The sequence below is a fragment of the Streptococcus sp. GMD6S genome (assembly GCF_000297015.1).
Genome location: NZ_AJRH01000004.1, coordinates 54,938 through 80,280, shown reverse-complemented (window position 1 = coordinate 80,280; position 25,343 = coordinate 54,938). Strand labels below are relative to the sequence as shown.

Genomic DNA, 25,343 nt, shown 5'->3' with positions numbered 1-25,343 from the left:
TTGTAAGAATACCGAAAGAGGAACATATCATGAATAACAAATTTTATAAAATGAAACGAAATAGTATGGTGTCGGGAGTTTTAGCTGGTCTATCAGACAAGTGGAATTTTGATGTAACTTTAGTCCGCTTTCTCTTTGCCATTTTTACCATATCAAATTTTGGGATTGGCGTGATTATTTACATCATCCTCGCCTCTATCCTGCCAACTAAGGAAGAAATCGAAGCAGAAATGTACGGAACAGGACCACGCAAACGAAAGGAAGCCGAGGCAATTGATGACAATGATGGACGGTTTTGGTGATAATAATAGAAGCAGGAACTTCGTCCGATTGGACGAAGTTTTTTTAAACTTGTCAAATCAAATCTTGAAATGGTATAATAAATCAATGAATACAATAATAATGTAGAGAGATTAATATGGCTAACGAGAATAAAACGTTTGAATTACAAAGTTCTGAAACTGACTTTGACTATGAACAATTACTTGAATTAGAAAGTTCTTTAGAAAATAACCTTAAGGATGTTGTTGAACATATAGATCAACTTGATATAGACAGAGAGAAATTACAAAATAATGAATATCTTCAAGAATCTATTGAAAATATAGTTTGGGAGCAAGTACAACTTCAACTTGCTGCCCAAATTGGTGAAGAGTTTATTAAAGAGAACAAAGGTCAAACCCTAGATTTACGAAAAGAAGCTCATATCCAAACTGCTGAAAATTTTGAAAAAGGGAAATTTGCAACTCATAATAGAGATGTTGATTATCAAGGAAGATACACTAAATGGCAAGACAACTTCACTATTAATAAAAAAGGTGAAAGAGTTCTAAAAAGTGATGCTCGTGAGTTTTTTGACAAAGGAAGAGACAAAGGTTCAGGAGCGGTTCATAAAGATCATACAGTTTCTATAAAGGAGCAATTGAATGATATTGAAATGTCTACATTTTTTTCTAAAGAGGAAGTAAAAGAGTTTGCTAATAGTTCTAAAAATTTACATGATTTAGACGCTTCTGCTAATATGTCTAAAGGCGACAAAACTATGAAAGAATTTTTGGACTCTGAAAGGAATGGATTGAAGCCAGAAGAACGTTTTAATATTAATAGAAAACAGTTAGAGAAAGATGATCAAGAGGCTAGAGAAGAACTTCATAAAAGAAAACAAGAAAATAAAGAAAAAGCTATTCAATCTGGTAAAAAATCACGACACGACGAAGCATTAAAAGTTTCCGGAAAAGCTTTAAAGGCTGCAATTTTTCAACTTTTATCAGAATTTTTAAAAGAAATTATCAAGAAATTTATAGTTTGGTTGAGTGAAAAGCATAAGAATTTCAATTCATTCCTTGAGAAATTAAAAGAAGCTGTTTCTTCTTTTGTTTCAAATTTATCAAAGCATATTTTAAATGTTGGTCAATCTATCTTAACAATGCTTGTAACATCTATTTTTGGAACAGTTGGTGAAATTTTTTTAAAAATTTGGACATTTATAAAACAAGGTTGGTCATCTCTAAAAGATGCTATTGATTATTTGAATAATCCTGAAAATAGTTCCAAAGATATTAATATTATTATTCTTGAACTTGGGAAAGTAATTACTGCAGGTATAGTTGTCACAGGAGGACTGGCTTTGGGAGAAATAATTGGTAAATCTCTCATTGCCATTGCGCCTCCACTTGCGGTAGAAATACCTATTCTAGGCTCATTGGCTAGTATTATCGGAACATTTATGGGGGCTACTGTCGCTGGTATAACAGGTGCTTTTGTATTAAAAATGATTGATCAGCAAATTGTCAATAAACAAATTTCCGAACTAAAATCTAAGAAAATTGATCAAAATAATGAAATGTTAGTAATTCAAGATCAATTATTAGATGTAAAGAGCATAAAGCTTCAAGTAGAAAAAGATTCTGTTATCAATACTATTAAGGAAAGACATGATATGGCTGCTTCAATAATGAAAGAAAAGCTATCAGATATTTTTGCAGAATCTACAAGAGACGATAAAAGTGACTTTGATGAGATTGATAATTTATTACAAGAATTATTAGATTAGGGAGATAAATATGGAACAAGAAGTATTTGAGCAAGAACAAGAAACAATTGAAATAAACATTAGCAAACATGATTTCGATGAAGCGAAAGAGCATTTGAAAGAGTTTGCTGAACAGAGTCGAGATGATTTGTATTTTGATACAGTTAGGACTCATGAAGAATTCTTTGGTTTTGGTCTTGATTTTGTTGAGCATGGAGTTACTGGTAAAGAGTTTAATACTTTAGTTGAACAAACTCAAAATTACATTTCAAAATTTTATGATAATCAACAAAAACTTATTGAAGAATTTGGTCAAGTTTATAAAGCTTTAGAAGCTCTTGATAAAGGTCATATTCAAGCAATTATTTGTAATGTAGCTGCAATAGAGCTTAACAATAAGAAAATTTTAAAAGAGCAAGCACGTATTGATAAAACGATTGAGAAACAGACTTCTACACTCTTAGCACTTAAGCAATTTAAAGAAAAATTAAATGAAAATAATCATAAAGAATCCATTGAGGAACATAAAAGAATTCTATCTTCGTTAGATGAAAGAATTGATAAATTAGAACAATTCTCATCAAAAATCCCTTTAGAACCTGTTTCACATACTGCTGAACTCGAGGAGCTTAGAAGAGAATTAGAAGAAAGTAAACAACAAATTCAACTTATTTCCAATCGACTACTTACAGTTTTTATCATATCCGGAGTATCCATTGGAATGTTAATTATTGCTTTACTTTTTATGTTTTTGAGGTAGATTATGACAATATCCCGTGATAAACTAATTGAGAGTGCCAAAAAATTGGATCGACAACTGGGTAACGAATTGGTTTTTCTCACTAAAGTGAATGAGATTATAATTGATCATTCTGACACAAATAAAGTAGCCGATTTATATAAATCTATATATTTATTTCAAAAAGAGAACAAAAAAAGTAAGATAAGTCCAACGCTGAAAGAGTTATCTGATAATTTAGCTTGTTATTTAGGTTACTCTTCCCTTTATGAAATACTAGGGCAGGAGTTAGGAAAACGTAGCAACTCTTCTCTGGATGAATTGATGAAGGAATTAAATCAATTAGTTGGTTTACAAAAAGTTAAAGAGGAAGTTTCGAGGTTAGTTATATATCAAAAGGTTCAGTCCAAAAGAAAAGAGTCTGGGCTAAAAGTACCAAAGAGAACTTTACATATGGCGTTTATGGGGAATCCTGGTACTGGAAAGACGACAGTGGCCAGAATTGTAGGTCGGATGTATTTTCAGTTAGGCCTTCTTTCAAAGGGGCATTTTACTGAAGTCTCTAGAACGGATTTAATTGCTGGTTACCAAGGTCAAACCGCTTTGAAAGTAAAAAATGTTATCGAAAAAGCAAAAGGTGGCGTTTTATTCATAGATGAAGCTTATAGTATTACAGAAAATGACAATACGGATTCATATGGACGAGAATGTTTAACGGAATTAACAAAGGCTCTAGAGGATTCAAGAGATGATCTAATTGTTATTGTTGCAGGATATACTGATCCAATGAATCATTTTTTTGAATCAAATCCTGGTTTGAAATCTCGCTTTAATTATTTTATTAATTTTGAAAATTATTCTTCTACGGAATTGTTAGATATTCTTGAAACTTTAGCAAGAAAAGACGACTACCAGATTGAGGACAAGTTGAAAGAAATATTATTAAATTATTTTAATGAAAAGTTAGAAAGTAATCTCACAAATTTTTCTAACGGACGTTTCGTTCGAAATCTTTATGAAGATTTAATAATGAATCAAGCTGTTCGAATAGATAAAAGTGAGAGTGTATCTTCAAAAGATTTAACTTTGTTGATAAAAGACGATTTTTCTTTAGAAGAAAACTGTTCTGCTTATATAGAAATATAATTAATTGAGAGAATACATCATCAAATCGTAGCTAAATTTCTTACTGATTGATGCAGACTGAATATCGAACCTTAACCCTTGTATCCGCAAGGGTTTTCTTCTTGACTTTCTTTTGTGGTAAAATATTGATAGCGAAATTGCTTGATTTTTTCAATCTTACAAAAATGTAAGATTAAAGTCTCTTTTGTAAGGTTAGGTTATGGCAAGACCTCTTTTTTTGCGATAAACTAGACTCATAAAGAACAAAGGAGTAAAACCATGAAAAGAATTTTACAAAAGAAAACAAGAAAACCAAGTCAAAAAGATATCGAGCGTGTTCAACTAGGATGCGCTATGATGCAAGCACAGTTTCAATTGATGGGATATTAAGAAGGAGAAAATCATGACACTTTTAGATGTAAAACACGTTCAAAAAATCTACAAAACACGTTTCCAAGGCAACCAAGTTGAGGCTCTCAAGGACATTCACTTTACCGTAGAAAAGGGTGACTACGTTGCTATCATGGGTGAGTCTGGTTCAGGAAAGTCAACCTTGCTCAACATTCTAGCTATGCTGGACAAACCAACTCGCGGGCAGGTTTACCTCAACGGAACCGACACAGCCACTATTAAAAATTCACAGGCTTCGAGTTTCCGTCGTGAGAAGTTGGGATTTGTCTTCCAAGACTTTAACTTGCTAGATACCTTGTCTGTTAAGGATAATATCTTGCTTCCGTTAGTTCTATCACGAAAACCTATTACGGAGATGATGAAAAAATTGGTGGTGACTGCTGAGAATCTAGGTATCAACCAATTGCAAGAGAAGTACCCTTACGAGATCTCAGGCGGTCAAAAGCAGCGGGTAGCAGTAGCACGCGCCATCATCACAGAACCTGAAATTCTCCTTGCTGATGAGCCAACAGGAGCCCTTGACTCCAAGTCATCTGCAGCACTTCTGGATGTATTTGATGAAATCAATGAACGTGGCCAAACCATTCTCATGGTAACTCACTCAACGGCAGCAGCCAGCAGGGCCAAGCGCGTTCTCTTTATCAAAGACGGCATTCTTTACAACCAAATCTACCGTGGAGACAAGACAGAGCGTCAGATGTTCCAAGAAATCTCTGATACTTTGACTGTTATGGCAAGCGAGGTGAATTAGTATGTTCCGATTAACCAATAAGTTAGCGGTATCCAACTTGATCAAAAACCGCAAACTCTACTATCCCTTTGCTTTAGCTGTTCTCTTAGCAGTGACCATCACCTATCTCTTTTACTCACTGTCGCTTAATCCTAACATTGGCAAGATCCGAGGGGGAGAAACTATCTCTATGACGCTTGCCCTCGGTATGGTGGTTGTTACCATCGCTTCTGGAATTATTGTACTTTATGCCAATAGTTTTGTCATGAAGAACCGCTCCAAGGAGCTGGGTGTATATGGTATGCTGGGTCTCGAAAAGCGCCATTTGATCAGTATGGTTTTTAAGGAGCTTCTTATTTTTGGTTCCTTAACCTTGACAGCTGGTCTCGGTCTAGGAGCTCTCTTTGATAAGCTAATCTTCGCCCTTCTTCTGAAGCTGATGAAGATGAAAGTGGAGCTCGTTTCGACTTTCCAACCAATTGTCTTTATCCTAGTTCTCATCGTCTTTGGAGCTATCTTCCTAGGTCTGATTTTTATCAATGCCTTTCGTATTGCACGCATGAATGCCCTTCAGCTCTCTCGTGAGAAGGCCAGTGGTGAGAAAAAAGGACGTTTCTTAGGTGTCCAAACCATTCTAGGTCTGATTAGTTTGGGAGCGGGTTACTATCTAGCAGTAACAGTCGAAAACCCACTTTCTGCTGTTCTGATTTTCTTCGTAGCAGTTTTGTTAGTAATTTTGGGAACTTATCTTCTCTTCAATGCAGGGATTACAGTTTTCTTACAAATCTTAAAGAAAAACAAGCGTTATTATTACCAACCCAACAACATGATTTCCGTATCCAATCTCATTTTCCGTATGAAGAAAAATGCGGTTGGTCTGGCGACGATTGCTATTCTCTCAACCATGGTCTTAGTGACTATGTCTGCTGCAACAAGTATCTTTAAGGCATCAGAAAACTTCAAGAAGGTCATGAATCCACATGATTTTGGGATTACAGGACAGAATGTTGAAAAAGAAGATATCGAAAAACTCTTGAGCCAGTATGCTAGTGAAAAAGGATTGACTGTCACAAAGAAAGAAGTCCTTACATACAGTAACTTTGGTGTGGCAAATCAAGAAGGTACGAAATTGACAATTTTTGAGAAAGGTCAAAATCGTGTTCAACCGAAAACTATTTTTATGGTCTTTGACCAAAAAGACTATGAGAATATGACAGGACAGAAACTTGCACTTTCAGGTAAGGAAGTTGGATTGTTTGCTCAAAACAAGCAACTTCAAGGTCAAAAAGAACTGACTCTGAATGACCAGACCTACACGATCAAAGAAGAAATCAAAAAAGATTTTATTCTTGAACATGTCCCAAATCAGTACAATATTCTAACTTCGGATTATAACTATTTGGTTGTTCCTGACTTGAAAGCCTTTCTTGACCAGCATCCTAATTCTTCCATCTTTAATCAATACTATGGTGGTATGAATGTAACGGCTAGTGAGGAAGAGCAGCTTAAAATTGCAGATGACTATTCAAAATTCGTTAACAACTTTAATAGAGAACTAAACAAAGAAGGAAGCTATGTTTACGGAAGCAATCTGGCTGATAGTAGTGCGCAGATGAGTGCTCTCTTTGGTGGAGTTTTCTTCATCGGTATCTTCCTCTCTATCATCTTTATGGTGGGAACGGTTCTTGTCATCTACTACAAACAAATCTCTGAAGGCTATGAAGATCGTGAACGCTTTATCATTTTGCAAAAAGTCGGTCTCGATCAAAAGCAAATCAAGCAAACCATTAACAAACAGGTGCTAACTGTATTCTTCCTTCCTTTGCTATTTGCCTTCCTACACCTTGCCTTTGCCTATCATATGCTTAGCCTCATCCTAAAAGTCATTGGTGTGCTAGATGCGACCATGATGTTGACAGTCACTCTGTCCATCTGTGCCATCTTCCTCATCGTCTATGTTTTGATCTTTATGATTACCTCAAGAAGTTATCGCAAGATTGTGCAAATGTAAAAAAGATACCTCGATGCTGGTCGAGGTATTTCTTTTAGCTTAGATACTAAAGAGTTGTCCCAAGAGGAAGGTTACGCCCATGGTGAGAAGTCCGATACAGAGGTTACGGATCATAGCAGTTTTCGTAGGTGCCTTGCCTAGTTTAGCACTGGTATAGCCAGTGACGAGAAGGGAAAGGGCAACGATAAAAACAGTAGCAGGAATGCGATAATCACTTGGAAAGACAGTGATGGAAAGCATAGGAGGAAGACTTCCCAGTACAAAGGCGATAAAGCTAGAGATTGCAGCATGCCAAGGATTGGTAAATTCCTCGTACTCGATACCGTATTTTTCCTCAACCAAGGCTTTGAGGGGATTTTTTAAAAAGGCCTTGTTGGTCAAAAGTTGTGCGGACGTTTCACACTCACCATTTTGAAGGTAAGCAGCATAGAGGGATTGTTTAGCAGATTCGATGTCCTTATCCAAGAGCAACTGTTCTCTGGCAACAGCGGCTTCTTCCGTGTCTTTCTGAGTGGATACAGAGACATATTCTCCACCTGCCATAGAAAAAGCACCAGCGAGGATAGCGGCTAGTCCAGATAAAAAGATAATCCAGATATTGCTCGTCGCACTGGCAACCCCGATAACGACTCCAGCGATGGAAATAATCCCATCATTGGCACCCAGAACACCCGCACGTAGGATATTGAGTCGTCCTGCAAAGTTAGCATCAATTTCATGTTTCATTTCTGTCATAGTCATCTCCTTTCTCTCCATTATAGAGAAAAGGGTAGGGGAATACAAACTTTTTAAACTATCTGAAAAAAGTTCTACGATTCTAATTTTTAGGCCCTTTGAAGTTTTACCGAAAAAGCACGGCAATACAGTTGCCAATCCTACTGTACAAGTCCTTTTTTAGCTTATCTATGGTATAATAGAAGGTAGATTTATCAATTGGAGAATGAAGGATTTTATGATTAAACTTGTAGCAACCGATATGGATGGAACCTTTCTAGATGGAGAGGGTCGGTTTGATATGAAACGCCTCAAAAACGTACTTGTTTCCTACAAGGAAAAGGGGATTTATTTTGCAGTGGCTTCAGGTCGTGGTATCCTGTCCCTGAAAAAGTTGTTTGCAGATGTGCGTGATGAAGTGATTTTTATAGCTGAAAATGGGAGCTATGTTGAGTTTCATGGTGAGGATATGTATGAGGCTACTATGTCTCGGGATTTTTACTTGAGCACTTTTGAAGCTTTAAAGAAATCACCCTATTTTGATGAAAGAAAAATGCTCTTGACTGGGAAAAAAGCTTGTTATGTATTGGATACAGTGGATGAGATCTATCTGATGTTTAGTCGTCACTACAATGAAAACATTCAAAAAGTAGCGAGTTTAGAAGATATCACGGATGAGATTTTTAAATTCACCACCAACTTCACAGAAGAAACGATAGAAGTTGGTGAGGCCTGGGTCAACGAAAATGTTCCTGGTGTGAAAGCCATGACAACTGGTTTTGAATCCATTGATATTGTCTTGGACTATGTTGATAAGGGTGTAGCTATTGTTGAGCTGGCAAAAAAACTTGGTCTGACCATGGATCAGGTCATGGCTTTTGGCGATAATCTCAATGACCTTCACATGATGCAGGTAGTGGGGCACCCCATCGCTCCTGAAAATGCGCGACCAGAGATTTTAGAATTAGCAGAGACAGTGATTGGCCACCATAAGGACCAATCAGTGATGACTTATATGGAGGGCTTATAATGGCAGATATTAAATTGATTGCACTGGATTTGGACGGTACTTTGCTGACAACGGATAAAAAGCTGACAGATCGTACCAAGGAGGTCCTCAAAGCTGCGCGTGACCGTGGCATCAAGGTCGTTCTGACAACGGGACGTCCTCTGAAAGCTATGGATTTCTTTCTCCATGAGCTAGGGACTGACGGTCAGGAGGATGAGTACACCATCACCTTTAATGGTGGTCTGGTACAGAAAAATACTGGAGAGATTCTCGATAAAACCGTCTTTTCAATCGATGATGTGGCACGTTTGTACGAGGAAACTGAAAAACTCGGACTTCCGTTAGATGCTATTTCAGAAGGAACCGTCTATCAAATCCAGTCGGACCAAGAAAGTCTCTATGCTAAGTTCAACCCAGCCTTGACTTTCGTACCTGTCGCTTTTGAGGATCTATCTAGTCAGATGACGTATAACAAATGTGTGACTGCCTTTGCCCAAGAACCTTTGGATACAGCGATTCAACAGATTTCTTCTGAATTGTTTGACCAATATGAGATCTTCAAATCGCGTGAACTCTTATTGGAATGGTCACCGAAAAATGTCCACAAGGCAACAGGTTTAGCGAAATTAATTAAACACTTAGGAATCGACCAAAGTCAAGTCATTGCTTGTGGGGACGAGGCCAATGACCTTTCCATGATTGAGTGGGCAGGTCTGGGAGTTGCCATGCAAAATGCAGTTCCAGCAGTTAAGGCAGTTGCCAATGTCATTACCCCAATGACCAACGACGAGGAAGCCGTTGCCTGGGCTATCGAAGAATACGTGCTAAAGGAGAACTAGAATATGGGATTATTTGACCGTCTATTCGGAAAAAAAGAAGAGCCGAAAATCGAAGATATCGTAAAAGAAGCTCTGGAAAATCTTGATTTGTCAGAAGAGGTTGAAGAAAACCAAACTTCAGTCGAAGAAACTTCTCAGGAAGAGACAGCAAGAGACAAAGTGGAAGAAACACCTGCTCAAGAAGAAACCCCTCAGATCTTGACAGAAGAAGTTATTGAACCAGAAGCAGTTGAGGAAACGGTTCAAGAAGAGGTTGATGAGACAGAGCAAGGCCAAGAACCTGAAGAATTTTTCGAAGAAGAGAGCCAAGAATCTCTAGAAACTGGAGAAGAGCTAGGGGCTGAAGACGTAGGAGAAGAAAGTCACCAGTCTGAAGAAACGGTTCAGGAAAAATATGACCGCAGTCTCAAAAAGACGCGTACCGGATTCGGTGCTCGTTTGAATGCCTTCTTTGCCAACTTCCGTTCTGTCGATGAAGAATTCTTCGAAGAATTGGAAGAACTGCTCATCATGAGCGACGTCGGTGTGCAAGTCGCTTCAAACTTAACAGAAGAACTACGCTATGAAGCCAAACTCGAAAATGCTAAGAAGCCTGATGCGCTCCGTCGTGTCATTATCGAGAAATTGGTTGAACTCTATGAGAAGGATGGCAACTACGATGAACAAATCCATTTCCAAGATGGTTTGACAGTCATGCTCTTTGTTGGTGTTAATGGTGTTGGGAAGACAACTTCTATTGGGAAATTGGCTCATCGATATAAACAAGCTGGCAAGAAAGTCATGTTGGTTGCGGCAGATACCTTCCGTGCGGGTGCTGTAGCTCAGCTAGCTGAATGGGGTCGACGTGTGGATGTTCCTGTTGTGACGGGGCCTGAAAAGGCTGATCCAGCAAGTGTGGTCTTTGATGGTATGGAACGCGCCGTAGCCGAAGGGATTGATATTCTCATGATTGATACAGCAGGGCGTCTGCAAAACAAGGACAACCTTATGGCCGAGTTGGAAAAGATTGGTCGTATTATTAAACGTGTCGTTCCAGAGGCACCTCATGAAACCTTCCTGGCACTCGATGCTTCAACTGGACAGAACGCCTTGGTACAAGCTAAGGAATTTTCTAAGATAACACCATTGACTGGAATTGTTTTGACAAAAATTGACGGAACTGCTCGCGGTGGTGTCGTTCTGGCTATCCGAGAAGAACTTAATATCCCTGTAAAATTGATTGGTTTTGGTGAAAAAATCGATGATATCGGGGAATTTAACTCAGAAAACTTTATGAAAGGTCTCTTAGAGGGCTTGATTTAATACAAAATAAATATCCTACAAGTCATCTTGCAGGATATTTTTGCTATTCTAAACGGCCATCTTCACGATAGGCGATATCTGGTTGCCAAGTCCATTTTGCTCCATACTTCTCAAGTAAGTCAAAGCTTGCTTGTGGTCCCATGCTTCCAGACTTGTAGTCGTGGAGCGGAACTCCATTTTGAGCCCAGAGCTCTTCGATACGGTCAATCAATTTCCAAGAAGCGCTCACCTCATCCCAGTGGCTAAAGTTGGTAGAATTGTTGTTCAAGACATCGTAGATTAGCTTTTCGTATGGATCTGGTGAAGCCCCAGTAGCGGTAGCATCTGTACGATAATCTAAAGAGCTTGGCGCCAGGTTAAATTCTTCACCGACTTGCTTCCCATTTAGGCTGAGAGAGAATCCTTCAGTTGGTTGGATATAGATGGTCAAAATGTTTGGAGCAAGTGGTTCTCCGAAGATAGAGTCCATTTGCTTAAAGACGATATTGACATGAGTCCCTTTTTCAGTCAGGCGTTTCCCTGTACGGAAGAAGAAGGGAACACCACGGAAACGATCGCTGTCTACAAAGAAGGCACCAGATGCAAAGGTTTCTGTTGTAGATTCTGGGTCGACATTTGGTTCGCTTCGATAGGAAATGTATTTCATGCCATCGATTTTACCAGAGCGATATTGACCACGGATAAACTGTTCTTTCAGTTCTTCCTCAGTTGGATGATAGAGGTTTTTAAAGACCTTTATCTTTTCAGCACGAATCTCATCTTTTGTAAAACTAGCTGGTTTGTCCATGGCTAGAAGAGAGAGGAGTTGGAGAGTATGGTTTTGCACCATATCACGAAGGGCACCAGATTGATCATAGTAGCCACCGCGTTCTTCAACACCCAAGCGTTCCGCAAAGGTAATCTGTACATTATCAATGTGCTCACGGTTCCAAACATTCTCAAAGATCATGTTGGCAAAACGAACAGCAAAGATACTCTGAATCATCTCTTTACCTAAGTAATGGTCGATACGGTAGATTTGCTCCTCATCAAAGGCAGCAAGGAGATCTTCATTGAGTTTGCTCGCTGTTTCGTAGTCTGTGCCAAATGGTTTCTCAACGATCAAGCGCTCAAAACCTTTGCCATCAACAATGTTTTCAGATTTGAGGTGCTTGGCGATAGTTCCAAAGAACTGGGGTGCCATGGACAAGAAGAAGAGTTTATTGTGTTCAGCTTGGTATTTTTCGTTGAGCTCAGCTTGTAATTGACGCAAGGCAATGTAATGTTCCGTATCATTCACATCATGGCTTTGATAGTAGAAGTGGCTAGCGAATTCTTGGGCTTGCTCGGTACTATCTGCCAAATCAAGGATGGATTCGACAACTACAGATTCAAAATATTCCTTACTCCAAGGTCTACGAGCTGTTCCAATAACAGCAAAATGCTCAGAGAGATTGCCTGATTTATAGAGTCTGAAAAGGGAAGGGTAGAGTTTGCGTTTAGCTAAATCTCCACTCGCACCGAAAATTGTAACAATAACCTTTGATGACATCTAGCTACCTAATTTCTATATTTTTTCCTAGTTGGACTAGGGATGAGATTTCCTCATTATCATAGTTTTTATTTTATCATAATTTTCAAAAAAAACAAAAAATCCAATACGCAATTAAAAACTGTAAGGAGAGCCTTACAGTTTTGTTTTATACATTTAAGACCTTGTCCAAGAACTCTTTTAGACGACGGTGTTGTGGGTTATCGAAGATTTGATCTGGAGTTCCATCTTCCAGGAATTCACCATCAGCCGTAAAGATAACACGGTTAGCCACCTGACGAGCAAATCCCATCTCATGGGTTACGATAATCATGGTCATACCTTGCTCTGCCAATTCCTTCATAACATTCAGTACATCTCCAACCATCTCAGGGTCCAGAGCGGAAGTTGGCTCATCAAAGAGCATGATATCAGGATTCATGGCAAGTCCACGAGCGATAGCTACACGCTGTTTTTGACCACCTGATAGGCTATCTGGGTTAGCATTAGCTTTGTCTGCAAGACCGACTTTCTCCAGCAACTCCATCCCCAATTTCTCAGCTTCTTCTTTGGTCATTCGTTTGTGTTCAATAGGTGCAAAAGTGATATTTTCTAGGACTGACATGTGAGGGAAGAGGTTGAAATGTTGGAAGACCATTCCCACGTTTTCACGAACATGGTCGACATTGGTTGATTTTTCAGTCAGATCATAACCATTTACTGTGATGTGGCCACTCGTTACCTCCTCGAGGAGGTTAAGGCTACGGAGGAAGGTCGATTTACCAGAACCAGAAGGACCGATGATACAAACAACATCTCCTTCATAAAACTTAGTAGTAATACCTTTTAAAACTTCGTCTTTTCCATAATACTTATGCAAATCATTTACATCAATTTTTAGTTTTGCCATTAACGAATCCTCTTTTCTAAGCGTTTCGCTAGTCTAGTCAAAAGCGTGATAATTACAAGATAGAAGATAGCAAGGATTGCATACATCTTGAAACTTTGGTAGTTACGGGCAATGATGATCTTACCAGTTTGGAAGAGTTCAACCAAACCGATAGCAGAGACGATGGTTGTATCTTTAAGAGCGATAACGAATTGGTTGACAAAGTTTGGCAACATCAATTTAGTTGCTTGTGGCAAGATAATCTTACGCATGGTTTTTCCATAAGAGATACCAAGACTGCGGCTGGCCTCCATTTGCCCAACTGGAACAGCTTGAATCCCACCACGAACAATTTCAGCGATATAAGCAGCTGCATTGAGTGAGAGGGCGATAGTACCAGCTACAAAGTCATTGATTGGACTTTGTTGGCCTGTAATGGACTCGATGAAGTTTGGAATACCCCAGAAGATGAAGGCTGCAAGAATCATCAAGGGAATACCACGGATAACGTCAACGAAAATCTCAGAGATTAGACGAAGAGATTTATATGGGCTAACACTAAACATACCAAAGATAATACCGATGACAATGGCAATTGCAAATGAGATAAGAGCTAGAGCAAGAGTGATTCCAAGTCCACTAAGAAGTTGTTTGTAGTTGTTTTGAAGCAAGCCCCAGATAGTTGTTTCGTCAACCGTACTTGTAGAGTCAGTTGAAGTTTCGCTAGCTAGATACTTGTCAAGAATCTTTTGGAATTGTCCGTTAGCTTTAAGATTTGCAAGTCCGTTATTGAACATCTGGATCAATTCTGGGTTTGTTCCTTTTTTAACCGCAAAGGCAGTTTCACCGATTGGAGTTCCAGCGATTGGTGTTTTCAATTTTTGACCTTGGCTGATAGAATATTTGAGAACAGGCTCATCATCCATCACAGCATCAATAGCTCCAGTATTCAGACTGTCATACATTGATGCGCCATCTGCAAAGGTTTTAATCTTATAGCCGTATTTGCTTTGATTTTCAGTAAGGAAGGTTTGAGAGGCAGTTCCGTTTTTAACACCAACAGTTTTATCCTTGAGGTCTTCATAAGAAGCAATTGTGCTTGATTCTTTTACACCAAGAATCGTATTTGCTGTGTAGTATGATTCTGAGAAGTCGAAGGTTTCCTTACGAGCATCTGTTACAGACATACCAGCAATGATACCATCTGCTTGCCCTGCTTGAACAGCACTGATGGCTGCGTCAAATCCTGGGTTGGTAATTTCAATTTCAAAACCTTGATCTTTGGCAATCGCCTTGATGAGGTCCATATCAATACCAGTGTATTGATTGCTTGAATTTTGAAAGACGAATGGGGCGAAAGATGAGTCGCTAGCAATAATGTACTTGCTTTTCACTGGAGTAGCTTTTTGCCCAGCAGCAGTAGTTGTCGTTGGGGTTGCCGTAGTTGTAGAAGCTGTCCATTTTTGGATGATTTGCTCCAAGCTACCATCTTTCTTCATTTGTGCTAGGGCTTCATTAAACTCGGTAACCAAGTGTTCATACTTGCTCCCTTTCTTGACACCAAAAGCAAAGCTTCCAACAGCCTCACCATCCATATTGATGCTGAGATCTTGCCCTTGGTTAATCGCATACTCAATAACAGGTTTATCATCCATGATAGCATTTACAGCACCAGCACTTAGACTATTATTCATCAAATCACCAGTATCAAAGGTTTTAATAGAGAAACCGTATTTATCTTTGATACTTTCGAGGAAACGTTGAGCGGCAGTTCCGTTCTTAACTCCAACTGTTTTTCCGCTAAGTTCCTCATATTTGGTGATTTTATTTGCCTTTGTGGTAGCAATGACAACTTTTGTATCATAATAAGTATCAGACATGGTAAAGACATTTTCACGTTCTTTTGTTTTTGTCATACCTGCCATAATGGCATCTGCTTGACCTGACTGCACTGCATTTACAGCTGCATCAAAGCCAGGATAAGACATTTGGATGTTCCATCCTTTGATTTCTGCGACTTTATTGATAATATCAACATCAATCCCTTTATAGGTTTGATCTGAATCTTTAAACTCAAAAGGTGCGTAAGCTGTATCAGACACAATCTTAACAGTATCAGCTTTTGCCATACCTAGTGAGAAAATGGGAAATAAAATGAGCAAACATGCTAGTATTTTTTTCTTCATTTTTAGTCTCCTTTTCCGAATATTTTCCCATTATATCAGAAAATGAATGAAAAGGCAAATTTAATGGATTTTATGTAAGAAAATGTAACATAGAATCCTTGCTCTCATCAACCTAGAGAAGAGTCTGAAAAGTAAATTTATGGTAAAATAGAAAGATAAAAAAATGCAGATGAGGCAATCATGATAAATAGAATAACAGATAATAAATTTAAACTAGTATCAAAATATGAACCTTCAGGAGATCAACCCCAAGCGATTGAGCAGTTGGTTGACAATATAGAGGGTGGAGAAAAGGCCCAAATTTTGATGGGGGCGACGGGTACAGGGAAGACCTATACCATGAGTCAGGTCATTTCCAAAGTCAATAAACCTACTTTGGTCATTGCCCATAACAAAACCCTAGCTGGTCAGCTCTATGGGGAGTTTAAGGAATTTTTCCCTGAAAATGCTGTTGAGTACTTCGTATCCTACTATGATTATTATCAACCTGAGGCCTATGTCCCTTCGAGTGATACTTATATTGAAAAGGATAGCTCGGTCAATGATGAGATTGACAAGCTCCGTCACTCAGCGACTTCGGCTCTTTTAGAGCGTAATGATGTCATTGTCGTGGCTTCAGTCTCTTGTATCTATGGTTTGGGTTCGCCCAAAGAATACGCTGACAGTGTTGTAAGTCTACGTCCAGGGCTTGAAATTTCTCGTGATAAACTCTTGAATGACTTGGTTGATATCCAATTTGAACGTAATGATATTGATTTCCAACGGGGAAGATTTCGTGTGCGTGGGGATGTGGTGGAGATTTTCCCAGCTTCTCGTGATGAACACGCTTTTCGAGTAGAGTTTTTCGGGGATGAGATTGACCGTATCCGTGAAGTTGAGGCTTTGACAGGTCAGGTATTGGGAGAAGTCGATCATTTGGCGATTTTCCCTGCCACTCACTTTGTGACCAATGATGACCACATGGAAGTTGCGATTGCGAAAATTCAAGCAGAATTAGAAGAGCAGTTAGCTGTCTTTGAGAAGGAAGGCAAACTGCTAGAAGCCCAGCGTTTGAAACAGCGAACAGAGTATGATATTGAGATGTTACGTGAGATGGGCTATACCAACGGTGTTGAAAACTACTCACGCCACATGGATGGTCGTAGTGAAGGAGAGCCTCCTTATACGCTTCTCGACTTTTTCCCAAATGATTTCTTGATCATGATTGATGAAAGTCACATGACCATGGGGCAAATCAAGGGCATGTATAATGGAGACCGTTCTCGTAAGGAAATGTTGGTCAATTATGGTTTCCGTTTGCCGTCTGCCTTGGACAATCGCCCTCTCCGTCGGGAGGAGTTTGAAAGTCATGTGCACCAGATTGTTTACGTTTCAGCGACACCAGGTGACTATGAAAATGAACAGACCGAGACAATAATTGAGCAAATCATTCGTCCGACAGGACTTCTAGATCCTGAAGTGGAAGTTCGTCCAACTATGGGACAGATTGATGACCTCCTAGGTGAAATCAATGCCCATGTTGAAAAGAATGAACGGACCTTTATTACCACCTTGACTAAGAAAATGGCAGAAGACTTGACCGACTACTTCAAAGAAATGGGCATCAAGGTCAAGTATATGCACTCGGACATCAAGACCTTGGAGCGGACGGAGATTATCCGTGACCTACGCTTGGGTGTTTTTGATGTCTTGGTCGGAATCAACCTGCTCCGCGAAGGGATTGACGTACCTGAAGTAAGTTTGGTTGCTATTCTAGATGCTGACAAGGAAGGCTTCCTTCGTAACGAACGTGGCCTCATCCAGACCATTGGCCGTGCTGCCCGTAATAGCGAAGGGCATGTAATCATGTATGCGGACACGATGACTCAGTCTATGCAACGTGCCATCGATGAAACGGCTCGCCGTCGGAAAATCCAGATGGCTTATAATGAAGAGCATGGTATCGTACCTCAAACCATTAAGAAAGAAATCCGTGACCTGATTGCTGTGACCAAGGCAGTTTCTAAGGAAGAGGACAAGGAAGTCGATATCAATAGCCTCAACAAACAAGAACGCAAAGAACTCGTCAAGAAACTGGAAAAACAAATGCAAGAAGCCGTCGAAGTGCTTGACTTTGAACTGGCAGCTCAGATACGCGATATGATGTTGGAAGTCAAGGCGTTGGGGTAGTGAAGGAGAAAACGAATGAAAATTTTAGTCATCAATGGACATCATGACAAGGGAAGTTTCTGTCAAGAAATTTTTCAAACGATTGTAGAAAATATTGACTCAAATCATCATGAGCTTGAATCTATTAACCTAAATGAGATAGATTTTGATCCTGTATTACGTTATGGTTATCGAAAACGGATGGAAGAGGACCCCTTCATACTTCGCTCTCAGGAATTAATTCAGTGGGCAGATCATTTCATTTTTGTTTATCCAATTTGGTGGAGTAGTATGCCTAGTTTATTGAAGGGTTGGATTGATCGTGTTTTCACGCCAGGAATTGCGTACTCTGCCAATAATCAAGGAAGTTTTATTTTAAACTACTTAAGGGGTCAGCAGTTTAAAAAGTTACTAAAAGGAAAAACAGCTAGTATTTACGCAACATCCATGGCACCAACATGGTGGTACAAAGTATTTTCAGGTCCTATCAATATCCCAGACAGTTATGGAATATCAGTATTAAAGAATGCTGTCCTAAATCACTGCGGTATTAAAACAAAGAAAGTTTCAATTTTGGGTGAGTTAGGGCGTGAGGTGAATACAAATTCTACAAGACAAAAATATCTACAAAAAGTAGCTGATGAAGTCAAGGCGTTGGATTAGGAAAAAGTATGGTTTATTTAAGAAAACTAAATGAAGAAGATTTGGTGTCTTTGTGGGAAATTGCTTATTCACAATCTAATCCAATTTGGAAGCAGTATGATGCTCCCTATTATGACGATTATCAGCATTTTCCTAATTTTCAAGAATTTAAACTACAAAAATCAGAATCTACTCTAAACAACTCAAATCGCCTTGGTATTTTTGTTGATGATAAATTAGTTGGGACTGTTTCGCGCTACTGGGTATGTAAACAAACAAGATGGATGGAATTGGGGATTTGTATTTATGATAACAAATTTTGGAACTCTGGCATTGGAAAAGCTGCTATGCTACAATGGATAGATCGGACATTTAAGGATTACTTGGTGTTGGAGCATCTTGGTTTGACAACTTGGTCAGGAAATCTTGGTATGGTAAAACTTGCTGAAAAATTAAGAATGAAAAAAGAAGCTCATATTCCAAAAGTTCGTTATTACCAAGGCAAATATTTTGATAGTATTAAATATGGTATTCTGAGAGAAGAATGGAGTAAAATAAATGAACCTAACTATCAAACAAATGGAAACTCCTGAAGAGATAGAAGGTAAATCCTTCGTTCATTGGCAAACGTGGAGAGAGGCTTATGATGATCTTTTACCTGCAGAATTTCAGGAGACGATGACATTAGAAAGATGTCGATTCTTTAGTCAAAAATATCCTAAAAATACATTGATTGCGATAGATGGCATGAAGGTAGTTGGTTTTATCAGTTATGGAAACTTTCGTGATGAGACTATTCAAGCTGGTGAAATTATTACCTTATATGTTTTAAAAGACTATTATGGAAAAGGTATTTCTCAGAAGTTAATGAAGGAAGCTCTGACGACTCTTGAACAGTTCTCTGAAATATTTTTATGGGTATTAAAAGGGAATAAGCGAGCCATTGCATTCTATCAAAAAATGGGTTTTACTTTTGATGGGCAAGAAAAAATACTTGACCTTGGAAAACCTATCACTGAAATTAGAATGGTACGTAAGAAATCCTCAAAATCTGAGACTTAAATACTGGTAGAATTGCGATTTTGTTTTCAGATTACTCAATGAACAAAAAATCACGTTTTAGCAGATATTTTAAATAGAAAGAAGTTATTATGAATTTGAAAGAGAAGAATTATAAGAAGTCATCGAGCTTAGATTCTGTTCGTTTTTGGTTACAAGGTCATCGATTTATCAAATTTATGCTTGATATTATCTTTTATATCATCTTGTTCCTAGTTATAGAATTTACAACATCACAGAACAAAAGCATTCCAGCTGATTTTCGGTACAGAGAGCTTTTATTTCCCTTGCAATTGAATCTTTTTATCTTGGGTAATAGGTTTTATGCTCTCTTTTTGTCAGTGAAAACTGAAAAAGAAAGGACTCTTAAAAGATTTTGTGAACCCTTTATTTATATCAATATCCTTAGCTTCATTTTTCAACTGATTGGTGTGAGAAAAAGAGGAAGAGTCGTTCTGTCACCTTTGTTTTCACTGGAGTCATCCTATATCTGGTTTCCTATTGTCATCTACCTTCTAGTCTTGATGTTAACTTTGGCAATCTTCTTTCTCTCTAAAGGCTCAAAAAAAGGAGTAGATGAAAATGAAGATGAGTAGGCAAATGAAGTACAAGACAAAAGAAAAGCCTTCTTGGACTAAGAGGATTTTTCTTTGGATGGAAAGGCACAGAAGGATTGGTCAACTTTTGGATACGAGTGTATTATTTGGATCTATGTTTGTATCATTTCTTGCCGCCTCTTACATTAGTTACCTATTACCGAACATAAACTATCTTTCCCCCTTAAGCTTCAATCTTATCCTTCTGATCTTATCAACCTATTTCCTTGTCTTTCGTTTTAGTAGTGATAAACTTCAGAAATGGCGTTACTTTTCATGGGGATTTATTGGGTTCAATGGTCTTCTTTTTCCCTTTCATCTCTTGGTAGGTCTGAATTGGCTAGGACGTCGTAAGTCAACGAATTTCCCTCCCATAATTTCTATGGATCCAGCCTATGTCTGGGTTCCTATTGTAAGTTATCTATTTTTCTTTTTCTTGGGGCTGGGCATTCTGCTTTTGATTATACGGATAGAAAAGAGAAGAAGGAGGCGCAAATGGAACGAAAGATTAAGAAACCAAAGAAGATCAAACAACAGAACAGACAAATGAGAAAAATCCAGAAAAAGTATTCTTTGATAGCTCACGTCCACTTGTGGATAGAAAGACATTCAAAGATTTCTTCTTTTATGGATGGTGGTATAATATTATTATCTATTTTTGGTATCATGTATGTATTGTTCGGGACGTCACTTATCCCGAAACCATATCAAGAAATGTCCTATCTCTTGCCAATTATTATGAATTTTGTCTTTTTGGTGCACACACTCTATCAAGGTATTTTTAGAGATGGTTTTATCAATAAGGCTTCAGTACAAGGATTTTTAAAAGCTTTTCTATACATAAATGGACCTATTTTTCTCCTCCACTTACTTGTTGGGGTGAAAGGGAGAAATGTTAAAAAAAATCCTTCCTTATTATCTGTTGATTATCGCTACATCTGGCTTCCAATTGCTACCTATCTAATCTTTTTCATCATTCCAGCGATATTGATGGTGATTTTGAAATATAATGACAAAAAGAGGAAAAATCATGACAAAAGAAAATCTAACTAAGTTAATTTCGTTTAAGACACTTTATTTAGCTTTGCTGACCTTTGTGGTTCTTCATTTGGTGTTGCTGGTTTTTGGACTATCTTTTACGCCGATTTTGTGGAATAGTTGGTTTTTCATTCTTTGTTTGACCTTCCTAATCCATCCTTGGAGAATCTTTTATAGAACAAGAGATGCTAAATGGTATCACCTTATTTTTCAAGTATTTAGTGGATTGGTGACATTTTACCTTTGGTTTGCAGCATTTTTTGTTTTATCAGTTATCTCGGATCCAGCCGTCCCTATCAATATAGACTATCGCATAGAAGATAAGGAAATCATCATTGCTAGAGGTTTTTTGGCCCGTACTACTTATGACCATCATGAATTGATTAATCCCTTTATCATGAAGTCCGAAGTAAAATATCGAGATGAATAATAACAAATAGAAAGTGAGTGAATCCATGTCACGTTCCCAAAAAACAATCCTAACAAACATCTGCCTTGTCGAAGATAAGGCGCGAGGTAAAGTCCTAATGCAATATCGCTCTCCTGAAAATAATCGCTGGTCTGGCTATGCCTTTCCAGGAGGACATGTTGAGAATGGCGAGGCCTTTGCCGAGTCTGTCATTCGTGAGATTTATGAAGAAACTGGTTTGACCATTCAGAATCCCCAACTGGTCGGCATTAAAAACTGGCCCTTAGATACAGGTGGGCGCTACATCGTTGTTTGTTATAAGGCGACAGAGTTTACTGGAAGTCTCCAATCCTCAGAAGAAGGAGAAGTATCTTGGGTACAAAAAGACCAGATTCCAAATTTGGATCTGGCCTATGATATGTTGCCTCTGATGGAAATGATGGAAGCACCTGACAAGTCTGAGTTCTTCTATCGCCACCGTACAGAGGACGGCTGGGAGAAAGAAATTTTCTAGTCTTTTACCAAATAACCCAACTGATCCAAGGCCTCCTCGATATAGTGGAGGTCTTGTTGTGTCTCGGCTTCAACAAGGTGGTAATGGATGCCGTCTGTCAATTCAGAAAGGGGTCTAAAGTCTGAATTCTCGACTTGTTCCAGAAAGTGCTGGACATCTCGGCGACAAGTGAGTTTGAGTAGGGTTTCAATTTCGCCATAAACGGGATGATCGATTAAGATATTTTGAACGCGTCCGCCATTATCTACAATAGCTAGTAGTTCCTGACCGATTTCTTCCAGTTCATGTTTCACTTTAAAGAGTTTGTGGACGTAGGGGCTGGCATCATTTTCTTTGTAGATATAGCCACGATTGGTGGATAGGATAGGAGCTCCATCTGCTCGGAGAATAGCGATGTCCTGTACAATGACCTGACGCGTAACATGAAAGTGTTCAGCCAAGGTTTGACCATTGAGAGCTTTTGGCGCTTCTTTTAATAGTTTGAGAAGAGCTTGTTTGCGATCCTTTGTCATAGTTTTTCCTTTTAGCGACGTTTTCGAAGCACTTTATAGACAGCTAGTGCTAATGTATAGTCTACCATACTATGAACGATTGTGCCAAAACCAACTAGGACAAAGAGAACATAAAACATATTTTCAACATTTGTCCCTGAAGTAGCATAGAAGATGATACAAGCTATTACTTCAGCGATAGCATGAACAACACCCAAAACAAAGTTAAAAATCCAAGATGTCTTTGGTTTATCCAAGGTTTCAGGGAATTTCTTTAAGTACAAAGCCCCCAAAGTACCAAAAACGATGTGAGAGAAGGCACGAAGTACAATAACAGGCGGATAACCTGCCATCAGGAAACCAAGACTAGAAGCAATAATCACAAAAGCAGCCATCAAAGGTGAAAGAAACATGGCAATAAAGATGGGGATATGACTTCCCAAAGTGTAAGAAGCCGGTGGGATAACGATTTTAAAAGGCATAATGATTGGAATCAAAATCGCTATTGCAGTGAGTAGGGCAGTCATAGTCATAAACTGCGTTTTTTTCCGTATATCCATAAGAACCTCCATTTATCTGTATATACACAAGTATAGTACAATAAATAGTTAGCCAAGTCAAGGTTCAATATTGATTTTTAAGACATATTTGGTTAAAATGTGGTAAAGAATTTTTGATTTAGGAGAGGATGTCATGATACTTGTTGTTTATCTAGTTGTGGTAATCGTGATGATGTCAAAGCAGAGAAAAGAAGGGAAAGTAGTCTCAGGTTGGACTCGTTTCATAGTTTATAGTTTATTGGTCCTGTCGCTACTCTCTCTATTAGCAAGCAGTCTGGCTGTTTCACTCTTTAGCCTTCCTTTATTAGGTTTTCTTTTGATGGCAGCAATACTAGAAATTGCTTATTTCGTTAGATTGGTAATTGCATTTGGTTTGGTTTTACTATCTCTAACCCTATACTTGGATAGCCAAAAAAGTCAGCAACCTATATCGTTTTCGTATCAACTCCTGCTCTTTGGATTTCACATCTTTTTGATTATTCTCATGCTTTAACAATGAAAACTCCACCTTCAGGATGAAAGTGGAGTTGATTTTTTATTTCTTCAAGGTTTGTAAACGTGGGACAATTGCTACTGTGAGAACTGCAGAGATGACAAGCTCAGCAATTGAGTTGGTTGAAATAACAGTTGCAAGGAGTTTCTGGATATTTCCATCGAAGACACTTCCAAAAAGGAAGAAGATTCCCCCAAGTACAAATACTGTATTTGTAAGTGAACCGAGAGCTCCGGCAATGATGAGACCCGTTCTATTTTTCAATAATTTATAAACTAGATAAGGTGTCAGACCAATCAAAATACGAGGTAGGATGGCAATCATTGCTGAATAGATGTTTCCGTTTGGTACAAAAGGTGAGAATAGGTAGCTGGTTGGAAGGATTGTAATCGTGTTAACCGTCAAGCTAAGTAGTCCCATCAAGAAACCGAGTGTAACACCAACTCGTGGGCCGTAAATAATACTTGCAATAATAACAGGAATATGCACGATAGTTGGTTTAATTGGGAATGGGAATAGATTAAATAAGAGTGAGCTCAGAAAGTGAATGACCAACATGGTCGCAAAAAAGATAGCAATCGGAGCAATATTAGAGCGTTTTTTCATTGAGTGTTTCCTTTATTCTTTCTAAAATAATATCCAGGTCTGCTAAAGCTCCCCTTCCGTAGTCTCCACAAGCAAGTAAGGATTCTTTCGGAGAGATAAGCTTGTAACCATATGTTTCTAAAGTTTTAAGGTTTGTTTGAGTTGCCGGATGATCATACATCTTTGTATTCATGGCTGGCGCCAAGAGTTTAGGGATGTTTTGGGGTAAAGCTAATGCTGTACTAGTCACCATGTTATCCGCAAAACCGTGCGCAAGTTTAGCAATGGTATTAGCAGTAGCAGGGACAACAATAAAAAGGTCAGCTTTTTTTCCTAGTTCGATATGATTGACTTGCTCAGGAGCGGGTTCCTGCATGACATCAAGGTGGACAGGATTTTGAGAGAGGACCTGTAGTGTCAACGGTTGGATAAACTCTCTAGCTGCCTCAGTCATTAAGACAGTGACCTGATGGCCTTGTTTTTTCAAGGAACTGACTAGATCAGCTGCTTTATAGGAGGCAATGGAACCTGTCACTGCGATGAGAATATTTGCCATGGCTTTCCTTTCTATGAATCGTATGCTTGAATTTTTTCAAGTAGAAGACTTGCAATTTCCTCTTTGGTTTGAACGGTTTGGAGTTGCTCTTTTTCAACAAAGATTGCTTGATGCTGATTTGCTGAAATTTGAGTCAGGTCATTTGCAATGATTAAGTCTGCTTGGTTCTTGACAAGACTCTGTCTAGCAACTTCAATAAGATGATCCTCAGTAACATCAACCAATAGTTTGAACCCAATCAGATGAATAGCCGGATTCCATTTCTTGACTAGAGAGATGATTTTGGGTGTTTTTTTCAGGAATAAGACCTGAACCTCATCAGTTGAAGAAATCTTAGTTTGATGATTCTGCTTGTTTAAGAATTCTTCCAAATTGGAGCTAGCCTCAACTTCCTCAAGTCCCGTCATATAAACAGGAGTGTAGTCAGACACAGCCATTGAGTGGATTAAGACCTGATATTCCTTAACAAGTTCTTGCATCACAACTAGAAGGTCGTTGGTATTATCAATTTCTCGAATGCTTAGGTTGGGATGAGCTTCTGGCTTCAGAGCTCGTTTTGTCGTTATCAAAAAAACTTCATGCCCCGCAGCAAGCAAGGTTTCTGTGATGATTTTCCCCAAGCGACCTGTAGAATGGTTAGTAATAGAGCGGACACTATCGATAGCTTCACTCGTACCGCCCGATGTGACTAAAATTTTCATAGCACTATTGTACACAAAAATAAACAGTAAGTAAAATGAAAGCGATAAATTTTT

27 protein-coding genes are annotated in these 25,343 nt (G+C 38.6%); 18 read left to right on the top strand and 9 right to left on the bottom strand.

The genetic code is table 11. The features are described 5' to 3' along the window. Positions 1–29: 29 nt before the first annotated feature. The 6 genes from GMD6S_RS00945 (at position 30) to GMD6S_RS00920 (ending at position 7,048) form a co-directional block, all read left to right on the top strand. Positions 30–302: a PspC domain-containing protein gene (locus GMD6S_RS00945; RefSeq protein WP_001060204.1), complete on the top strand. Its 273-nt coding sequence runs from the start codon at positions 30–32 to the stop codon at positions 300–302. A 116-nt stretch (positions 303–418) separates the two neighbouring features. Beyond that, positions 419–2,053: a hypothetical protein gene (locus GMD6S_RS00940; RefSeq protein ID WP_001262759.1), complete on the top strand. Its 1,635-nt coding sequence runs from the start codon at positions 419–421 to the stop codon at positions 2,051–2,053. A 10-nt stretch (positions 2,054–2,063) separates the two neighbouring features. Next, positions 2,064–2,792, top strand: coding sequence for a hypothetical protein (locus GMD6S_RS00935; RefSeq protein WP_000434511.1), 729 nt, complete (start codon positions 2,064–2,066; stop codon positions 2,790–2,792). Between the two features lie 3 nt (positions 2,793–2,795). After that, positions 2,796–3,917: an AAA family ATPase gene (locus GMD6S_RS00930; RefSeq protein ID WP_000156038.1), complete on the top strand. Its 1,122-nt coding sequence runs from the start codon at positions 2,796–2,798 to the stop codon at positions 3,915–3,917. Between the two features lie 382 nt (positions 3,918–4,299). Beyond that, positions 4,300–5,058 carry an ABC transporter ATP-binding protein gene (locus GMD6S_RS00925; protein ID WP_000173369.1) on the top strand — a complete coding sequence of 253 codons (759 nt, stop codon included), beginning with the start codon at positions 4,300–4,302 and terminating at the stop codon, positions 5,056–5,058. A gap of 1 nt (position 5,059) precedes the next feature. Next, positions 5,060–7,048: an ABC transporter permease gene (locus GMD6S_RS00920; RefSeq protein WP_000489345.1), complete on the top strand. Its 1,989-nt coding sequence runs from the start codon at positions 5,060–5,062 to the stop codon at positions 7,046–7,048. Positions 7,049–7,087: 39 nt separating this feature from the next. Here GMD6S_RS00920 and GMD6S_RS00915 read toward each other — a convergent pair whose 3' ends face one another. Continuing rightward, a complete protein-coding gene (locus tag GMD6S_RS00915; RefSeq protein WP_000138119.1) occupies positions 7,088–7,783 on the bottom strand; it encodes a VIT1/CCC1 transporter family protein in 696 nt (231 codons plus the stop codon). 217 nt (positions 7,784–8,000) lie between these two features. Here GMD6S_RS00915 and GMD6S_RS00910 point away from each other — a divergent pair, with 217 nt between their 5' ends. Genes GMD6S_RS00910 through ftsY form a run of 3 tightly spaced genes read left to right on the top strand, consistent with a single transcriptional unit; the run spans position 8,001 to position 10,912 of the window. Next, positions 8,001–8,792 (top strand): Cof-type HAD-IIB family hydrolase, encoded by a 792-nt coding sequence (locus GMD6S_RS00910; protein WP_025172599.1) that lies wholly within the window; start codon positions 8,001–8,003, stop codon positions 8,790–8,792. Beyond that, positions 8,792–9,610, top strand: a complete 819-nt coding sequence (locus tag GMD6S_RS00905; RefSeq protein ID WP_000763426.1) for a Cof-type HAD-IIB family hydrolase — start codon at positions 8,792–8,794, stop codon at positions 9,608–9,610. Before GMD6S_RS00910 ends, GMD6S_RS00905 begins: the two co-directional genes overlap by 1 nt. 3 nt (positions 9,611–9,613) lie before the next feature. Then, the gene (ftsY, locus tag GMD6S_RS00900; RefSeq protein WP_000522290.1) at positions 9,614–10,912 is read left to right on the top strand and encodes a signal recognition particle-docking protein FtsY; all 1,299 of its coding nucleotides are present in this window, start codon (positions 9,614–9,616) and stop codon (positions 10,910–10,912) included. A gap of 43 nt (positions 10,913–10,955) precedes the next feature. Here the strand turns inward: ftsY and zwf are convergent, their stop codons facing one another. The 3 genes from zwf to GMD6S_RS00885 all read right to left on the bottom strand — a co-directional run bounded on the left by zwf (position 10,956) and on the right by GMD6S_RS00885 (position 15,497). Further along, positions 10,956–12,443 (bottom strand): glucose-6-phosphate dehydrogenase, encoded by a 1,488-nt coding sequence (zwf, locus tag GMD6S_RS00895; RefSeq protein WP_000096111.1) that lies wholly within the window; start codon positions 12,441–12,443, stop codon positions 10,956–10,958. A gap of 148 nt (positions 12,444–12,591) precedes the next feature. Next, positions 12,592–13,332 carry an amino acid ABC transporter ATP-binding protein gene (locus GMD6S_RS00890; protein ID WP_001096331.1) on the bottom strand — a complete coding sequence of 247 codons (741 nt, stop codon included), beginning with the start codon at positions 13,330–13,332 and terminating at the stop codon, positions 12,592–12,594. Next, positions 13,332–15,497 (bottom strand): ABC transporter substrate-binding protein/permease, encoded by a 2,166-nt coding sequence (locus GMD6S_RS00885; RefSeq protein ID WP_000726965.1) that lies wholly within the window; start codon positions 15,495–15,497, stop codon positions 13,332–13,334. Before GMD6S_RS00885 ends, GMD6S_RS00890 begins: the two co-directional genes overlap by 1 nt. Positions 15,498–15,677: 180 nt before the next feature. Here GMD6S_RS00885 and uvrB point away from each other — a divergent pair, with 180 nt between their 5' ends. From uvrB to GMD6S_RS00840, 8 genes are all read left to right on the top strand, one after another. After that, a complete protein-coding gene (gene uvrB / locus GMD6S_RS00880; protein ID WP_000610402.1) occupies positions 15,678–17,666 on the top strand; it encodes an excinuclease ABC subunit UvrB in 1,989 nt (662 codons plus the stop codon). 15 nt (positions 17,667–17,681) lie between these two features. Then, the gene (locus GMD6S_RS00875) at positions 17,682–18,308 is read left to right on the top strand and encodes an NAD(P)H-dependent oxidoreductase (RefSeq protein WP_000699273.1); all 627 of its coding nucleotides are present in this window, start codon (positions 17,682–17,684) and stop codon (positions 18,306–18,308) included. 8 nt (positions 18,309–18,316) lie between these two features. Next, positions 18,317–18,880, top strand: a complete 564-nt coding sequence (locus GMD6S_RS00870; RefSeq protein ID WP_000262764.1) for a GNAT family N-acetyltransferase — start codon at positions 18,317–18,319, stop codon at positions 18,878–18,880. After that, positions 18,846–19,349 carry a GNAT family N-acetyltransferase gene (locus GMD6S_RS00865; protein ID WP_001054582.1) on the top strand — a complete coding sequence of 168 codons (504 nt, stop codon included), beginning with the start codon at positions 18,846–18,848 and terminating at the stop codon, positions 19,347–19,349. Before GMD6S_RS00870 ends, GMD6S_RS00865 begins: the two co-directional genes overlap by 35 nt. Before the next feature lie 89 nt (positions 19,350–19,438). Continuing rightward, the gene (locus tag GMD6S_RS00860; protein ID WP_001049352.1) at positions 19,439–19,942 is read left to right on the top strand and encodes a hypothetical protein; all 504 of its coding nucleotides are present in this window, start codon (positions 19,439–19,441) and stop codon (positions 19,940–19,942) included. Positions 19,943–20,437: 495 nt separating this feature from the next. Further along, positions 20,438–20,995, top strand: a complete 558-nt coding sequence (locus GMD6S_RS00850) for a hypothetical protein (RefSeq protein ID WP_000439989.1) — start codon at positions 20,438–20,440, stop codon at positions 20,993–20,995. Continuing rightward, positions 20,973–21,410: a hypothetical protein gene (locus GMD6S_RS00845; protein ID WP_000159689.1), complete on the top strand. Its 438-nt coding sequence runs from the start codon at positions 20,973–20,975 to the stop codon at positions 21,408–21,410. Before GMD6S_RS00850 ends, GMD6S_RS00845 begins: the two co-directional genes overlap by 23 nt. Before the next feature lie 25 nt (positions 21,411–21,435). Next, positions 21,436–21,903: an 8-oxo-dGTP diphosphatase gene (locus tag GMD6S_RS00840; RefSeq protein WP_000091519.1), complete on the top strand. Its 468-nt coding sequence runs from the start codon at positions 21,436–21,438 to the stop codon at positions 21,901–21,903. Here GMD6S_RS00840 and GMD6S_RS00835 read toward each other — a convergent pair. Continuing rightward, positions 21,900–22,415: a transcription repressor NadR gene (locus GMD6S_RS00835; protein ID WP_000159158.1), complete on the bottom strand. Its 516-nt coding sequence runs from the start codon at positions 22,413–22,415 to the stop codon at positions 21,900–21,902. The genes GMD6S_RS00840 and GMD6S_RS00835 overlap by 4 nt on opposite strands. Before the next feature lie 11 nt (positions 22,416–22,426). Next, positions 22,427–22,954: an ECF transporter S component gene (locus GMD6S_RS00830; RefSeq protein WP_000354645.1), complete on the bottom strand. Its 528-nt coding sequence runs from the start codon at positions 22,952–22,954 to the stop codon at positions 22,427–22,429. A 133-nt stretch (positions 22,955–23,087) separates the two neighbouring features. Here GMD6S_RS00830 and GMD6S_RS00825 point away from each other — a divergent pair, with 133 nt between their 5' ends. Then, complete coding sequence (locus GMD6S_RS00825) at positions 23,088–23,447, top strand: hypothetical protein (RefSeq protein ID WP_000604855.1); 360 nt, start codon at positions 23,088–23,090, stop codon at positions 23,445–23,447. A 42-nt stretch (positions 23,448–23,489) separates the two neighbouring features. Here the strand turns inward: GMD6S_RS00825 and GMD6S_RS00820 are convergent, their stop codons facing one another. From GMD6S_RS00820 to coaB, 3 genes are read right to left on the bottom strand one after another with little or no spacing between them, the layout of a single operon-like run. Next, on the bottom strand, positions 23,490–24,053 hold the full coding sequence (locus tag GMD6S_RS00820) for an ECF transporter S component (RefSeq protein WP_000747416.1): 564 nt from the start codon (positions 24,051–24,053) through the stop codon (positions 23,490–23,492). Then, complete coding sequence (gene coaC, locus GMD6S_RS00815; protein ID WP_001274054.1) at positions 24,037–24,588, bottom strand: phosphopantothenoylcysteine decarboxylase; 552 nt, start codon at positions 24,586–24,588, stop codon at positions 24,037–24,039. The genes GMD6S_RS00820 and coaC overlap by 17 nt, the downstream gene beginning before the upstream one ends. 11 nt (positions 24,589–24,599) lie before the next feature. Continuing rightward, positions 24,600–25,289 carry a phosphopantothenate--cysteine ligase gene (gene coaB / locus GMD6S_RS00810; protein ID WP_000699526.1) on the bottom strand — a complete coding sequence of 230 codons (690 nt, stop codon included), beginning with the start codon at positions 25,287–25,289 and terminating at the stop codon, positions 24,600–24,602. Positions 25,290–25,343 lie beyond the last annotated feature (54 nt).